This is a genomic window from Rheinheimera sp. 4Y26, from assembly GCF_025245835.1.
Classification (GTDB): domain Bacteria; phylum Pseudomonadota; class Gammaproteobacteria; order Enterobacterales; family Alteromonadaceae; genus Pararheinheimera.
In genome coordinates this window covers 909937-923654 of sequence record NZ_JAOBWS010000001.1, presented here as the reverse complement: position 1 = coordinate 923654, position 13718 = coordinate 909937, and the positions used below count along the sequence as shown (strand labels likewise).

Genomic DNA, 13718 nt, shown 5'->3' with positions numbered 1-13718 from the left:
GAGCGGGCAACGAGATTCGAACTCGTGACCTCGACCTTGGCAAGGTAGCGCTCTACCAACTGAGCTATGCCCGCATCAATTTCTTCCCGCTTGATTACAGCGTCAACCAGAGGTTAACTTCGCAACCGAGCGGGGCGCATTTTACAAAATCAAATTGAGTTTGCAAGCATTTTATGAAGGCAAACGGAAAAAGTGCTGCTGATAGGTGACTAATTCAGCAATTGAGTCACGAATGTCATCCATTGCCAGATGGCTTGATGATTTTTTCACCAACTTTGTTACTTCCGGATTCCAGCGTTTGGCCAGCTCTTTGACTGTGCTGACATCGAGGTTACGGTAGTGAAAAAAACTCTCCAGTTTCGGCGCGTATTTCACCAGAAAACGTCTGTCCTGCCCTATGCTGTTACCACACATCGGCGATTTACCGGCCGGCACATACTGCGATAAAAAGGCGATGGTTTGATCAACGGCACTGTCTAAATCAGTGCTACTTTCGCGGCAACGTTGCGTTAAACCACTTTTGCCATGTTGTTCCACACACCAGGCGCTCATGTTATCCAGCACTGAGTCCGGCGTTTTAATGGCAAACACCGGGCCTTCGGCCAGAATATTCAGCTGACTGTCGGTGACTATCACGGCCATTTCCAGAATTACATCAACTTCAGGCTCCAGGCCAGTCATTTCCAAATCAATCCAGACTAAATTATTCTCGCTAACAGACATAAAAGGCACCTTGTGGCATTGCTACTTTGTTACTTGAGTGAATGCTAGTATCATACTACGCCTGACGCCAACTGGAAAACGCCCACAGGGCTCTTGAGACACAGTGACGAAAAAGAAACACCTCAGTCAACGCCAAACCGATCGTATTGCCGGTAACCAGCAAAAACGGCTGGAACGACTGGAAAAAAAAGCCGCCAAAGCCGAACAACAACTGCAGCACACCCAATTGGGTGAAGCAGAAGCAGGTGTTGTGATCAGCCGCTTTGGCCAACATGCAGATGTGGAAGATAGAAGCGGTGTCATTGAACGTTGCAATATCCGCCGTACTATCAGCTCCTTGGTCTGTGGTGACAAAGTGGTGTGGCGCCGGGCGCTGCAACCACAAGCCGGCATCAGCGGTGTGATTGAAGCAGTGCAGGAACGCAGCTCTGTCTTATCTCGGCCTGATTTTTATGATGGCTTAAAACCAGTCGCAGCCAATATAGATTTGCTGATTATTGTGTCGGCGGTGCTGCCGTCTTTGTCGCTGAATATTATCGACCGTTATCTGGTGGCTGCCGAAGCCATGCAAATCAAACCTTTGTTATTACTTAATAAAATTGATTTGTTAACTACCGAACAACGTGTTGAAGTTGAAAAACAGCTCGATATCTACCGCAAAATTGGTTATGAAACGCTGCTGCTAAGCGCCAAAACCGGCGAAGGCATGGCGCAGCTCGATGCTTATTTAAAATCCGGTACCAGTATTTTTGTTGGTCAATCCGGTGTAGGCAAATCGTCGCTGGTAAACAACTTATTACCACAGGTGCAGGTATTAACGCAGGAAGTGTCTGATAACTCTGGCCTTGGTCAGCATACAACTACTGTTGCCCGTTTGTACCATCTGCCCGATGGCGGTAATCTGATTGACTCGCCCGGCATCCGGGAGTTTGCGCTCTGGCATTTAGAGCCCGATGAAGTGATCTGGGGTTTTAAAGAGTTCCGCCCCTGGCTTGGCCGTTGTAAATTCCGCGACTGTAAACATGGCAATGACCCTGGCTGCGCTTTACATCACGCCATAGAGATTGCTGAAGTGTCGCAAGAACGTTTTGATAACTATCATAAAATCCTGCTGAGTATGGAACAGGATAAACCAAATTTTTTTAAAGTTGATTAAGGATCCGCGCTGATGGATAAATTTAAAATCACCCTGCAGTACATCATGCCCAAACATCTGATTTCCCGTTTGGTGGGTTTTTTGGCTGCTGCCCGCCTGGGCTTTATAAGCCATACTTTGATTAAACTGTTTATCAGAGCCTATGGCATTAATATGGCCGAAGCCAAATTCGAAAATGCCTCTGATTATAAAAGCTTTAATGAGTTTTTTACCCGGCCGCTGAAAGACGGTTTACGCCCTGTAGTGCAGGATGACAACATCATCGCGCACCCGGTGGATGGTGCTATCAGCCAGCTTGGCAAGATAGATGGTGACAAACTTATTCAGGCCAAAGGCCATGACTATTCACTACAGGCTTTGCTGGGCGGCCTCTCTGAAACTGCTGCGCCATATCAAAACGGTGAATTTGCCTGTATTTATCTCGCGCCAAAAGATTATCACCGTATTCATATGCCTGTTGCCGGCACCTTAAGGGAAATGATTTATGTGCCTGGTGAACTGTTTTCAGTCAACCCGTTAACCGCAGCCAATGTGCCGGGTTTATTTGCCCGTAACGAACGTGTTGTCACCATTTTTGACACCGAATTGGGCCCTATGGCGCTGGTGTTGGTGGGTGCAACTATTGTGGCCAGCATTGAAACTGTCTGGGCCGGTACTATCACCCCACCCACAGGCAAAGAGATTTTCCGCTGGAGCTACCCGGCAACAGGTGCCAATGCAGTGCATCTGGAAAAAGGTGCAGAAATGGGCCGCTTTAAGCTGGGTTCTACTGTGATTCTGGCATTTGCACCGGACAAAATTGAATTCCTACCACAACAATACCCGGGCGCTGTCACGCGCATGGGCGAGGCCTTTGCCGCTAAAAAACACTAAACTTTACCGGAGGTGACCGATGTTTATTTTTGCCCATCGTGGAGTCAGCGGTCACTTTCCGGAAAATACCCTCAAAGCCATCCAGGCAGCGTTAGATTGCGGCGCGGATGGTATCGAGATTGATGTTTATGCACTTCATGGCGAGCTGGTGGTTATTCATGACCGCGAGCTTAACCGCACCACCAATGGCACCGGGGTGCTGGAAGACTATTCGCTGACAGAACTATTGCAACTGGACGCAGGTTCAGGGGAAAAAATTCCCACTTTATGGCAAGTGCTACAGCTGGTGCATAACCGTTGTCTGCTGAATATTGAGCTTAAAGGTCACGACACGGCAAAGCTACTGGTTGAGCTGCTCGATAAAGCTCGTAGCGAATTGGGCACCGACTGGTCCAGACTGCTGATTTCGTCTTTCCACCATCCGCTGTTACAACAGATCAAAACGCTGGCACCCGAACTTGCCATTGGCGCCTTAACAGCGTCTATTCCACTCGATTATTGTGCTTTTGCTGCTGAACTTGGCGCTGTTTCAGTCAATTGTGACCGGGCTTTTATTGACGAAGCTATGGTAAAGGATGCCAAAAAACGTGGACTCAAAGTCTTTGTTTACACTGTGAATAATGAGCGCGAAGCCAGAAGGTTACAGCAGCTGGGTGTAGACGGGATTTTTTGCAATTTTCCAAATGAAGCGAAAAGCTGGTTTGCTTAACCCAGCTTTTTACATCCGAAAAACGTGAGTTTAATGGCTTTCGCAGCTATGACAATGATTACAAAGCCGGATATTCAGCACATGCGCCAGCACCACAAAAGCAGCACCAACTATCAGCACATAATGCTCATATTCATGGCCTAACAAGTCTTTTTGCCAGTAAATAAAACCACCGAGAAACAACGAATAAAACGGATATAACTTGCGATGGTAACGGTGGAATCCGGCAAAAATGGTGATAAAACCCAACACCATTGTAATCAGCAAAACTATACGTTCCAGCGCATGGTTGTGTACTGAAGTGAGCCCCAGTAGCGGTAATACAGGTAATAACACCGGCAGCATAATGCAGTGGATGGCACATAAAGATGTGACTGCTATCCCTACTTTATCCAAAGTATGACGAATTTGATCAAACATTCGGGTGCCTGCTGCTGCCAAAAAAAGAAATGAGATGATATAACAAATCTGACCTGATGAAAACTCCCGCTACAACTTTTTCCTGCTTTGGCACAAGCTCAATTTGACAGCACACTGGGGTTAGGATTGAGGTTATGGCATAATACAGCGCATTTTTCACAAGGGTCTGGTATGGAACAGTTACTCAATCAACTTGATCAAAATTTAAAAGAACTTTACCGCAAAGCCGTTGATGCCGATGCCCTGCTGGATGAACTGGCACAACAGGGGCAAGGCAAACATCAGGCGATTTTCCCGGCAGATTCATTATTCAGAGTCAGCAGCCCACGCTTTTTACCTTATCTGTCAGAAACAGCAGAACAGGTGGCGTCTATCCGTTTGACCCAACATTTTAATACTGCAACACTGGAGCTGGTGGTAAAACAATTACAGCTGCTGCACAAGACATTGTTGGAATTTCGTACAGCTTTGAGCCGTTAAGCTAATATTAAACAGCATTGCTGTGGTTTTTGCCGTGCAGTCTCTTGGGTAACAATGCAAGTGGAGGAGTCTTATGGATCTTTCTACAGCTGCAGTTTCATCAACACAACTGCGATACAGCACTACTCAGCAACAGGAATTGCGTTTCCCGGCCAAAGACAAAGCTGAAAGCCCCACTGAACTTGGCAAAAAAACTGTTGCAAACTTCAATATCGATAATTCTGCCCAGCTGTTATCGCAAGTCGGCACGGCAAAAACCACTGAGCAAGCAGATGTTGAAAAGAATGATTCGGTAAAAGTAAGCAGTACTATCGGGCGTGCCGCCAGCAGCGGTCAACTAAGCAGAGAAGAAGCCGTGGCGATTTATCAGAAAATCGCCACGCTGTTGTAATGATTTTATGATTTTGCCGCTGTTGTCTGCACTTTAGGCAGCACCTCTTTTTCAAACCATTTTTCCAGCATATGTTGTTCGTAACCAAATTCGCGGCTGCCATGATTGATCGAACCGGATTGCATAAACCCCATATCTTTTATTTTCACAGCTGTGCCTTTGGCGACTTCAACGTTATTGGCGTCATACAGCACATAATCGATATTCATCTTCGGAAAATAAATATCCTTCACCACCCTGATATCATTCATGGTTCTGCCGACACCGGGCCCGCTGTACATTGGCTCTACGTCACCCGCTAAATCCAGGTCGGTAATCACCACCTCAAATTTATAACCAGCTGGCAGTTTTTCAGCAAACTCAGCCCAGATCTTGTCAAATGCCTTGATCACCCTCTGCTGATAAGCTTTTTTGGTGCCAGTGCCAGGACGAATATCGGTATATTTTTCCGGATTTTGCCACGTCAGTTTCACTTCTGCCGGTCCTGTTGCCGCTGAAGCTGAAACGCTGATCAGCATTGCGGTGCTGAACATCAGTAGTGTATTACGCATAGATGCCCCCTTGTTTATCTGTCTGCGCGGGCGAGTCCGACTTTGCTCACACGCCTTATATAATCAGACCTAATATAATCGTTTTTTGCGAAAAATAACGTTGCAAGACGTGAATAAATGCAAAGAGATGCAACTTACATCCATCTACCCGACGGCATAAAACGCCATGCCGGCAGTTCGCAAGCTCATAAACAACCTGGCAAGCCACTTTGTTATTCAGCAACTGCAACAAGGTGCTCCCCGCTGACGGTGCTCTCACTTTTCGCTCTCAAAACACAGCAACCAGAATATAACTACAGGCGAGTCAGTAAGTTCTAAGCAAAGTGAATACAAGTGCCTGATTTATATCAGACAAAAAAACAAACCCGGCACATGCCGGGTTTGTTTTGAGCACAACTAAAATTGTGCTGCTGATATCAGGCGTCAGACCTGAAGAATTACAGAGCCTTTGCAGGCGCTGCAATGGGCATCACATCATGCCGCCCATACCACCCATGCCGCCCATATCTGGCATTGCCGGTGCGTCTTTCTTCGGCAGCTCTGTCACCATTGCTTCTGTGGTGATCATCAGAGAACCTACAGAAGCAGCAAATTGCAGCGCTGAACGGGTCACTTTGGTTGGGTCCAGAATACCCATTTCCAGCATATCGCCGTATACACCTGTTGCAGCGTTATAACCGTAGTTACCGGCGCCAGATTTCACCTGATTCACCACCACTGATGGCTCTTCACCGGCGTTATCAACGATTTGACGTAGCGGTGCTTCCATCGCACGCAGCGCAATTTTGATACCGTGGTTTTGATCTTCATTGATGCCACGCAGATCAGCCAGCTTGGCCGCTACACGTACTAAAGCCACACCACCGCCAGGTACTACGCCTTCTTCAACGGCAGCACGGGTTGCGTGCAGCGCGTCTTCTACGCGGTGTTTTTTCTCTTTCATTTCGATTTCAGTGGCAGCGCCCACTTTAATCACTGCAACACCACCGGCTAACTTCGCCAGACGTTCTTGCAGTTTTTCTTTGTCGTAATCTGAAGTGGCGTCTTCCACTTGCTGACGGATTTGCTTCACGCGACCGTCAATAGCGTCCTGCTCGCCAGCACCATCGATGATCGTAGTGTTGTCTTTGGTGATCACCACACGTTTAGCAGTACCTAAATCTTCCAGCGTGGCTTTTTCCAACTCCAGGCCGATTTCTTCAGAAATCACCACACCGCCAGTTAATACAGCGATGTCTTGCAGCATAGCTTTACGACGGTCACCAAAACCTGGGGCTTTCACCGCAGACACTTTGACGATGCCGCGCATGTTGTTCACCACCAGCGTAGCTAAAGCTTCGCCTTCTAAATCTTCAGCGATGATTAACAGTGGTTTGCCTGACTTGGCCACGCCTTCTAATACCGGCAGTAATTCACGGATGTTGCTGATTTTTTTATCCACGGTCAGGATAAACGGGTTGTCCAGTTCAACCTGGCCGGCTTCAGCGTTGTTGATGAAGTACGGAGACAAGTAACCACGGTCAAACTGCATACCTTCAACCACAGCCAGCTCGTTGGCTAAGCCCTGGCCCTCTTCTACAGTGATCACACCTTCTTTGCCCACTTTGTCCATGGCATTGGCAATGATCTGGCCAATCTCATCGTCAGAGTTTGCAGAGATAGTACCTACCTGAGCAATAGCTTTGCTGTCGGCACATGGCTGAGATAAAGCTTTTAATTCTTCAACAGCAGCAATCACCGCTTTGTCGATACCACGTTTTAAATCCATTGGATTCATACCGGCAGCAACAGCTTTTACACCTTCGTTGATAATGTTTTGCGCCAGAACTGTCGCCGTAGTAGTACCGTCGCCGGCTTCGTCATTGGCTTTAGAAGCAACTTCTTTCACCATCTGCGCGCCCATGTTTTCGAACTTGTCTTCCAGCTCGATTTCTTTGGCCACAGATACACCGTCTTTAGTGATTAATGGTGCACCAAATGACTTATCCAGAATCACGTTGCGACCTTTCGGGCCTAAGGTTACGCGCACTGCGTTTGCTAAAATATTGACGCCTTTGAGCATCTTGTTACGGGCTTCATCGCCAAAACGTACGTCTTTTGCTGCCATTTTTAAATTCCTTGAAAATTCGTTAAATCAGAATGATTCGATAAAAACCAGAGATTATTCAGTGATAATGCCAAGAATATTGTCTTCTTTGGTGATGACATATTCCTGACCGTCAATTTTTTCTGTGCGCTCTACGTAAGCACCGAAGATCACTTTGTCGCCCACTTTCACTTCTAATGGACGTACATTACCGTTTTCCAGGATCCGGCCGTTGCCTACCGCCACCACTTCGCCCCGGGTCGATTTTTCAGCAGAAGCGCCGGTCAGAACAATACCACCGGCCGATTTGCTTTCTGCTTCCAGGCGTTTGATGATCACGCGGTCATGTAATGGACGAATATTCATGCTTAATTTCTCCTAAAGCGTTTTTGGGTTTTAACGTTGCCGTCAAATTGCTGAATTTTTGAAGTGACTGGGATATGGGGTAAGGCCTTAAAAAAACCAAGGGCTTTGCTAAAAATTTCTTTGTAAAGGCAAGTCTGCCGGGCTTTTCAGATAGAAGTTATTCGTGCTATCAATCAGTTACTTAAGTTTTTCTTCAGCTTATTGCAACAAAGTTCGCTCTTGTCCGGTCTTGAAAACTAAGGCCAGGTCTTTTTGCCACAAGTAGCCGCAGTAAAAAGACCAGATGCCAACAAGCTGCGTATAATCAGCCGCTATCACCAAGGCGCCTGCAATCAAAAAGGAATGTGGTACTGATGTTAAAACAATTAGGTATTTTGCTCTGGGTATTCCTGGCAAGTTTTTCGCTGCAAGCCAATGATTTATTAAGCAAATTACAGGGTAACCAGTTTTTACCTGTCGACCAGGCTTTTGTGCTGGATTTTGTGCAGCAAGACAACACGCTGAAAATCAGCTGGCAAATTGCTGATGGTTATTACCTGTATAAAGACAAGTTTAAGCTGGCCGGTGTGGCGGTGAATTTTTCTCACCCTACTTATCCGCCCGGTATGCCTTATGAAGATGAATATTTTGGCAAAACCGAAATTTATCTGCATCAGGTGGTGTTGTCGGTGCCTTTGTCGAATATCGATAAAGACGCGGTATTAAAAGTGCGTTACCAGGGCTGCGCCAAAGCCGGTTTATGCTATCCGGTACAAACCCGCGAAATTCCACTGTTTCAGCCACAAGCGGCCAATAACAGCGCCGCAGTTTTAAATGACATAGGTGCAACCTCTACTGAAACAGAAAACAAAACAGCAACCACCGCAAGCGAAACCGAATCTGCCCCCAAATCATCGCAGGTGGAACTGGCCGAACGACTGAACGATGATCGCAGCCTCTGGACTTTAGGGCTGTTTTTCCTGCTTGGTTTAGGCCTGGCTTTTACACCCTGTGTGTTCCCTATGTACCCAATTCTCACCAGCATTATTGCCGGACAAGGCCAGCAGCTCAGCACTGGCCGTGCTTTTCAGTTGTCGATGGCTTATGTGCAGGGTATGGCCATTACCTATTCGCTGCTGGGTTTAGTGGTGGCCAGTGCCGGTGTGAAGTTTCAGGCGTATTTCCAGCATCCTGCGGTTCTCATTGGCATCAGCATTTTATTTGTGCTGCTGGCCCTTGCGATGTTTGGTGTGCTGACGTTGCAACTGCCGGGCAGCTGGCAGGAAAAAGTGGGTGCTTTGAGTAATAAACAACAAGGGGGCAGTTTAAAAGGTGCCTTAACCATGGGCGCGCTGTCTGGTTTAGTGGCCTCCCCCTGCACCACGGCACCACTCACCGGTGTGCTGCTTTATATAGCGCAAAGTGGTGATATGGCCTACGGCGCTTTGGTGCTTTATGTGCTGAGCCTGGGGATGGGCTTACCGCTGTTATTAATCGGCAGCAGTGGTGGTAAATGGCTGCCTAAACCTGGCGCCTGGATGGATGTGGTCAAAGCAGGTTTTGGTTTCCTGTTATTGTCAGTGCCGCTGGTGTTACTGGAACGTATTTTGCCGGATTCGGTGTTAATTTTACTGGCTTCGTTACTCTCGATTGGCGCCGCCTTGTTTTTACACACAGTTCAGCAACAACTGCAAAAACCGCTGGGTAAAGCACTTTGCTGGCTACTGGCAACCTTATTGGTGGTGGCAACAGCGCAGTGGAACCTGCGTTTCTGGCTACCCTCACCAGCGCCGGTTGCGGCAGTTACCAGCAATAACGCCGACATCGCCGCAGGTCAGTTTATTGATATTAAAACTCTGGCTGATTTAGAAGCTGAACTTAAAAAAGCCGAAGCCCAAAACCAATATGTGATGCTGGATTTATTTGCCGAATGGTGTGTTGCCTGTAAAGAGTTTGAACACATTACTTTTGCCGACGCTACCGTGAAAGCAGAAATGGCCAAAATCCGTTTATTGCGGATTGATGTGACCAAAGCCACAGAGCAGGACGTGGAGCTGATGGACAAATTTAGTGTGCTTGGCCTGCCGACTTTATTGTTTTTTGCGCCAAATGGCAGCGAACTGACCAGATCCAGGGTCACAGGTTTTATGCCACCGGCTGAATTTGCCGCCCATTTAAAACAACTGAATCCGGGTTAATTCTGCACAAAAACAGGGCTACAGAGCGCCAGAACACTACAGAGCGCGCTTTGAGCCCTGCTTGTTGCCAACAGCACCAAACACCATCACAAAAAGTTCCCCTCCGCTGATAAGACCAGTATTTTGCTGCCATTTGCTGCGATTTCTCTATAATAAGCGGCAACTCTGCACAGCCCCGCCGGTTTTTGCTGAAAAAGATGCTTTTTCAGACTAGCTTTGGCAAGATGAAAGCAGATGATGAATCTTCAACGGAATAGGCGACAAATGGCATCAGTTTTACGTATTTTGCTTCTGAATGGCCCCAACCTGAATATGCTGGGACAACGCGAACCCCATATTTATGGTGCCGCCACTTTAGAGCAAATTGTGGCCGAGCTGACGAGCCATGCCAGCAGCCTGAATGTGCAACTGAGCCATCTGCAATCCAACGCAGAACATGAACTGGTGACGGCTATTCAGCAAAGCCTTGGCAAGCAGGATTTTATTCTGATCAATCCAGGCGCTTTTACCCACACCAGCGTGGCGATTCGCGACGCTTTATTGGCTGTGGCCATTCCCTTTATTGAAATTCATCTGTCGAACGTACATGCCCGCGAGGCATTTCGCCGGCACTCCTATTTATCCGACATTGCAAAAGGGGTGATCTGTGGCCTTGGTGCCAACGGTTACCGTTATGCCTTAGAGGCTGCAGTGTCGAGCTTAACCACCACGAACATCAACCCATAATATCAACTAAGAGTCAGGCAACATCGTCATGGATATTAGAAAAATTAAAAAACTGATTGAGCTTCTGGAAGAGTCAGGTATTAACGAACTGGAAATCACCGAAGGCGAAGAATCAGTGCGCATCAGCCGCGGTGGTCCGGTTCAGCATTATGCTCCAATGCAATATCAGGCAGCGCCAATGCAAGCGCCAGCTGCAGCACCTGCTGCTGCCGCAGCGCCGGCCGCTGCAGCTGCACCTGCCATCACAGGTCATCAAATGCGCTCGCCTATGGTCGGCACTTTCTACCGCGCCGCTTCGCCAACTTCTAAAGCTTTTGCTGAAGTGGGTCAGACTGTCAAAGTTGGCGATACCCTGTGTATCGTTGAAGCGATGAAAATGATGAACCAAATCCAGTCTGACAAAGCAGGCACCATCACCGCTATTCTGGTGGAAAACGGCGAGCCGGTTGAATTCGACCAGCCTTTATTTGTGATCGAATAATTCAAAAGGCCGACCCATGTTAGAAAAAGTGCTGATTGCCAACCGGGGAGAAATTGCGCTGCGTATTTTACGCGCCTGCAAAGAACTCGGTATTAAAACCGTGGCGGTGCATTCCACCGTCGATCGGAACCTCAAACATGTGCTGTTGGCCGACGAGACCATTTGTATTGGTCCGGCGCCATCTCCACAAAGTTATTTAAATATTCCGGCGCTGATTGCCGCTGCTGAAGTCACCAATGCCCAGGCCATTCACCCGGGTTACGGCTTTTTAGCTGAACGTGCTGATTTTGCGCAGCAAGTGGAAGAAAGTGGCTTGGTATTTATCGGCCCACGTCCTGAATCTATCAGCCTGATGGGTGATAAAGTTTCCGCCATTGAAGCGATGAAAAAAGCCGGTGTACCTTGTGTACCAGGCTCTGACGGCGCAGTGGGCGACGACGCTGATACCAACAAAGCCATTGCCAAACGTATTGGCTACCCAATTATTGTGAAAGCCGCCGGTGGTGGTGGTGGTCGTGGTATGCGTGTGGTGCGTAGCGAAGACGAGCTGGTGTCTTCTATTGAAATGACCAAAGCCGAAGCCAAAGCCGCTTTTGGTAATGACATGGTTTACATGGAGAAATTCCTGGAAAACCCACGTCATATCGAAATTCAGGTATTGGCCGATGGTCAGGGCAAAGCCATTCACTTAGGTGAGCGCGACTGTTCTATGCAACGTCGTCACCAGAAAGTAGTGGAAGAAGCGCCGGCACCTGGCATTACCCAGGAACAACGCGACTTTATCGGTGGCCGTTGTGTACAGGCTTGTATCGATCTGAACTACCGTGGTGCCGGTACTTTTGAATTCCTGTTTGAAAACGGCGAATTCTTTTTTATCGAAATGAACACCCGTATTCAGGTAGAACACCCGGTGACTGAAATGATCACAGGTGTGGATTTAATTAAAGAGCAGCTGCGTATTGCATCTGGTATGCCGCTGTCCATTAAGCAGTCTGATATCGTCATTCGTGGCCATGCCGTGGAATGCCGTATTAACGCTGAAGATCCAAAAACCTTTATTCCGTCGCCAGGCACCATCACCCGTTTCCACCCGCCAGGTGGTAATGGTGTGCGTTGGGATTCGCATATTTATGCCGATTACACAGTACCGCCAAACTACGATTCAATGGTTGGCAAACTGATCACTTATGGTGAAAGCCGTGACATTGCTATTGCCCGGATGCGTAACGCGCTGTCTGAGCTGTTAGTAGGTGGTATTAAAACCAATATCGACCTGCATAAAGAAATTATGTCGGACGCCAACTTTAATAAAGGCGGCACCAATATTCATTACCTGGAACATAAACTGGGTATGAAATAACAGCACTGCTGTTAGATGCAAAAGGCTCCTGCGGGAGCCTTTTTTGTTTTTAGTTGTGGTCTGTGGCGCTGAATATTAGAACCATGAAGGCTCAGCAAAGTTATAACTGCCTTTGTTTACTGGCACCAGCCACCACAACACCGCTAATTTAACTTCAACAGCTCCTGCTGATAAAAATCAACCACATCCTGCACCCGCGCCTGAATATCAAAACGCTGCATTGGGTAACTGATGTGCTGCGGCAGTTCACCGCAAAGTTTAAGCATGGCGTTTGCCAATGCATCCGCATCATCTACCGGCACTAAATCACGGCCAAATAATGGCTGCAAATATTGTGCGCCTTGTGATTGAGTTGCCAGCACGGGCAAACCAGCCTGCATGGCTTCTAAAAACACCAGACCAAAAGGCTCGTATCTGGCACTGCTGACAAAAACGTCAAAACTATAGAGCCATTGTTGTGGCGTGGTGGAAAAACCAGGCAGCAGCACTTTGTTATTGGCATGCTCGTCATCGACCAGTTTTTTCAGCTCCGGCATGGCTTTGCCATCCCCCACTATCACTAAACGGGCATTAGGAATATTGGCTTTTAAAAATGCCTGCACCAGCACGTCATGGCCTTTGGTTCGTTCCACCCGGCCTAAAGTGCCAAAAATAAGCTCGTTTTCCGAAAGCCCCAGTTTTTGACGTAATTCTGCTTTGCTGCCCGGCGCTTTGAGATTGGTATTGGTCCAGTTATCCAGCTGAATGCTGTGTTCCTTAAGCGGCTCTGGGATAGCGTCCAGCTGCCATGGTGCTATGGCAATTAAGGCATCAAGTTTGGCATGCTGCTGTTTTTTATAGCAAATATGTAAGGTTGCCACCCTCAGGCATAAGCCTTTGAGCCCTTGTAATACACGGCAACCTGCACTTAAATGAGCATGGGCTACATCGGGTTTTAACGCGCGGATAATTTTACGTGCTTGCCAGATGGCAAAAAATTTCCAACCGTCGACCACCTTAACCTGCACTTTGTCACTGAGCCGGTGCCGGATGGTATTGGCTCTTTGTTCACAACCCCTTTTATGCAAAATCACCGTGACCTGATGCTGTTGCTCTGCCTGGGTATTGGCAAGCTCAACGGCATAACGTTCACTGCCGGCAAAACTATGCGTCAGAATAATGTGAACAATTTTCATAAATAACCTGTAAAAACCAAGGCAACAATACTGTGGCGGCAGTC

Annotated in this window: 15 protein-coding genes and 1 tRNA gene; 9 read left to right on the top strand and 7 right to left on the bottom strand. The window is 47.7% G+C overall.

Annotated elements, in window-relative coordinates; genetic code table 11:
- Nucleotide 1: 1 nt before the first annotated feature.
- Both N3Z11_RS03890 and orn read right to left on the bottom strand, forming a co-directional pair.
- Nucleotides 2-74: transfer RNA gene (locus tag N3Z11_RS03890), tRNA-Gly, on the bottom strand.
- Between the two features lie 97 nt (nt 75-171).
- The gene (gene orn / locus N3Z11_RS03885) at nt 172-723 is read right to left on the bottom strand and encodes an oligoribonuclease (protein WP_260655824.1); all 552 of its coding nucleotides are present in this window, start codon (nt 721-723) and stop codon (nt 172-174) included.
- A gap of 103 nt (nt 724-826) precedes the next feature.
- Here orn and rsgA point away from each other — a divergent pair, with 103 nt between their 5' ends.
- The 3 genes from rsgA to N3Z11_RS03870 are packed head-to-tail and all read left to right on the top strand — an operon-like array spanning nt 827 to nt 3461.
- On the top strand, nt 827-1879 hold the full coding sequence (gene rsgA / locus N3Z11_RS03880) for a small ribosomal subunit biogenesis GTPase RsgA (protein ID WP_260655823.1): 1053 nt from the start codon (nt 827-829) through the stop codon (nt 1877-1879).
- Between the two features lie 12 nt (nt 1880-1891).
- On the top strand, nt 1892-2752 hold the full coding sequence (gene asd, locus N3Z11_RS03875) for an archaetidylserine decarboxylase (RefSeq protein ID WP_260655822.1): 861 nt from the start codon (nt 1892-1894) through the stop codon (nt 2750-2752).
- Between the two features lie 19 nt (nt 2753-2771).
- Nucleotides 2772-3461 (top strand): glycerophosphodiester phosphodiesterase, encoded by a 690-nt coding sequence (locus N3Z11_RS03870; RefSeq protein WP_260655821.1) that lies wholly within the window; start codon nt 2772-2774, stop codon nt 3459-3461.
- Between the two features lie 30 nt (nt 3462-3491).
- On the opposite strand, the gene N3Z11_RS03865 is transcribed toward N3Z11_RS03870, so the two are convergent.
- Nucleotides 3492-3881 (bottom strand): MerC domain-containing protein, encoded by a 390-nt coding sequence (locus tag N3Z11_RS03865; protein ID WP_260655820.1) that lies wholly within the window; start codon nt 3879-3881, stop codon nt 3492-3494.
- A 171-nt stretch (nt 3882-4052) separates the two neighbouring features.
- Between N3Z11_RS03865 and N3Z11_RS03860 the strand changes: the two genes are divergently transcribed.
- Both N3Z11_RS03860 and N3Z11_RS03855 read left to right on the top strand, forming a co-directional pair.
- Complete coding sequence (locus N3Z11_RS03860) at nt 4053-4361, top strand: prephenate dehydrogenase (protein WP_260655819.1); 309 nt, start codon at nt 4053-4055, stop codon at nt 4359-4361.
- Between the two features lie 73 nt (nt 4362-4434).
- A complete protein-coding gene (locus N3Z11_RS03855; RefSeq protein ID WP_260655818.1) occupies nt 4435-4752 on the top strand; it encodes a hypothetical protein in 318 nt (105 codons plus the stop codon).
- A 5-nt stretch (nt 4753-4757) separates the two neighbouring features.
- Here the strand turns inward: N3Z11_RS03855 and N3Z11_RS03850 are convergent, their stop codons facing one another.
- From N3Z11_RS03850 to N3Z11_RS03840, 3 genes are all read right to left on the bottom strand, one after another.
- Entirely contained in the window at nt 4758-5303 is a 546-nt protein-coding gene (locus tag N3Z11_RS03850; RefSeq protein ID WP_260655817.1) for a DUF3016 domain-containing protein, read from the bottom strand.
- Between the two features lie 469 nt (nt 5304-5772).
- Nucleotides 5773-7410, bottom strand: a complete 1638-nt coding sequence (groL, locus tag N3Z11_RS03845; RefSeq protein WP_260655816.1) for a chaperonin GroEL — start codon at nt 7408-7410, stop codon at nt 5773-5775.
- 54 nt (nt 7411-7464) lie between these two features.
- Complete coding sequence (locus N3Z11_RS03840) at nt 7465-7755, bottom strand: co-chaperone GroES (RefSeq protein WP_260655815.1); 291 nt, start codon at nt 7753-7755, stop codon at nt 7465-7467.
- A 353-nt stretch (nt 7756-8108) separates the two neighbouring features.
- Here N3Z11_RS03840 and N3Z11_RS03835 point away from each other — a divergent pair, with 353 nt between their 5' ends.
- From N3Z11_RS03835 to accC, 4 genes are all read left to right on the top strand, one after another.
- A complete protein-coding gene (locus N3Z11_RS03835) occupies nt 8109-9932 on the top strand; it encodes a protein-disulfide reductase DsbD (RefSeq protein WP_260655814.1) in 1824 nt (607 codons plus the stop codon).
- A 264-nt stretch (nt 9933-10196) separates the two neighbouring features.
- Nucleotides 10197-10658, top strand: coding sequence for a type II 3-dehydroquinate dehydratase (gene aroQ, locus N3Z11_RS03830; RefSeq protein ID WP_260655813.1), 462 nt, complete (start codon nt 10197-10199; stop codon nt 10656-10658).
- Nucleotides 10659-10686: 28 nt separating this feature from the next.
- Entirely contained in the window at nt 10687-11139 is a 453-nt protein-coding gene (accB, locus tag N3Z11_RS03825; RefSeq protein ID WP_260655812.1) for an acetyl-CoA carboxylase biotin carboxyl carrier protein, read from the top strand.
- Between the two features lie 16 nt (nt 11140-11155).
- A complete protein-coding gene (gene accC / locus N3Z11_RS03820) occupies nt 11156-12499 on the top strand; it encodes an acetyl-CoA carboxylase biotin carboxylase subunit (protein WP_260655811.1) in 1344 nt (447 codons plus the stop codon).
- 143 nt (nt 12500-12642) lie between these two features.
- On the opposite strand, the gene N3Z11_RS03815 is transcribed toward accC, so the two are convergent.
- Nucleotides 12643-13674: a glycosyltransferase gene (locus N3Z11_RS03815; RefSeq protein ID WP_260655810.1), complete on the bottom strand. Its 1032-nt coding sequence runs from the start codon at nt 13672-13674 to the stop codon at nt 12643-12645.
- Between the last annotated feature and the right edge of the window lie 44 nt (nt 13675-13718).

Excerpts from the sequence above, each read along its gene's own strand:
- orn (WP_260655824.1), bottom strand. The coding sequence starts at position 723 with ATGTCTGTTAGCGAGAATAATTTAGTCTGGATTGATTTGGAAATGACT.
- asd (WP_260655822.1), top strand. The coding sequence starts at position 1,892 with ATGGATAAATTTAAAATCACCCTGCAGTACATCATGCCCAAACATCTG.
- N3Z11_RS03870 (WP_260655821.1), top strand. The coding sequence starts at position 2,772 with ATGTTTATTTTTGCCCATCGTGGAGTCAGCGGTCACTTTCCGGAAAAT.
- N3Z11_RS03865 (WP_260655820.1), bottom strand. The coding sequence starts at position 3,881 with ATGTTTGATCAAATTCGTCATACTTTGGATAAAGTAGGGATAGCAGTC.
- N3Z11_RS03860 (WP_260655819.1), top strand. The coding sequence starts at position 4,053 with ATGGAACAGTTACTCAATCAACTTGATCAAAATTTAAAAGAACTTTAC.
- N3Z11_RS03855 (WP_260655818.1), top strand. The coding sequence starts at position 4,435 with ATGGATCTTTCTACAGCTGCAGTTTCATCAACACAACTGCGATACAGC.
- N3Z11_RS03850 (WP_260655817.1), bottom strand. The coding sequence starts at position 5,303 with ATGCGTAATACACTACTGATGTTCAGCACCGCAATGCTGATCAGCGTT.
- groL (WP_260655816.1), bottom strand. The coding sequence starts at position 7,410 with ATGGCAGCAAAAGACGTACGTTTTGGCGATGAAGCCCGTAACAAGATG.
- N3Z11_RS03840 (WP_260655815.1), bottom strand. The coding sequence starts at position 7,755 with ATGAATATTCGTCCATTACATGACCGCGTGATCATCAAACGCCTGGAA.
- N3Z11_RS03835 (WP_260655814.1), top strand. The coding sequence starts at position 8,109 with ATGTTAAAACAATTAGGTATTTTGCTCTGGGTATTCCTGGCAAGTTTT.
- aroQ (WP_260655813.1), top strand. The coding sequence starts at position 10,197 with ATGGCATCAGTTTTACGTATTTTGCTTCTGAATGGCCCCAACCTGAAT.
- accB (WP_260655812.1), top strand. The coding sequence starts at position 10,687 with ATGGATATTAGAAAAATTAAAAAACTGATTGAGCTTCTGGAAGAGTCA.
- accC (WP_260655811.1), top strand. The coding sequence starts at position 11,156 with ATGTTAGAAAAAGTGCTGATTGCCAACCGGGGAGAAATTGCGCTGCGT.
- N3Z11_RS03815 (WP_260655810.1), bottom strand. The coding sequence starts at position 13,674 with ATGAAAATTGTTCACATTATTCTGACGCATAGTTTTGCCGGCAGTGAA.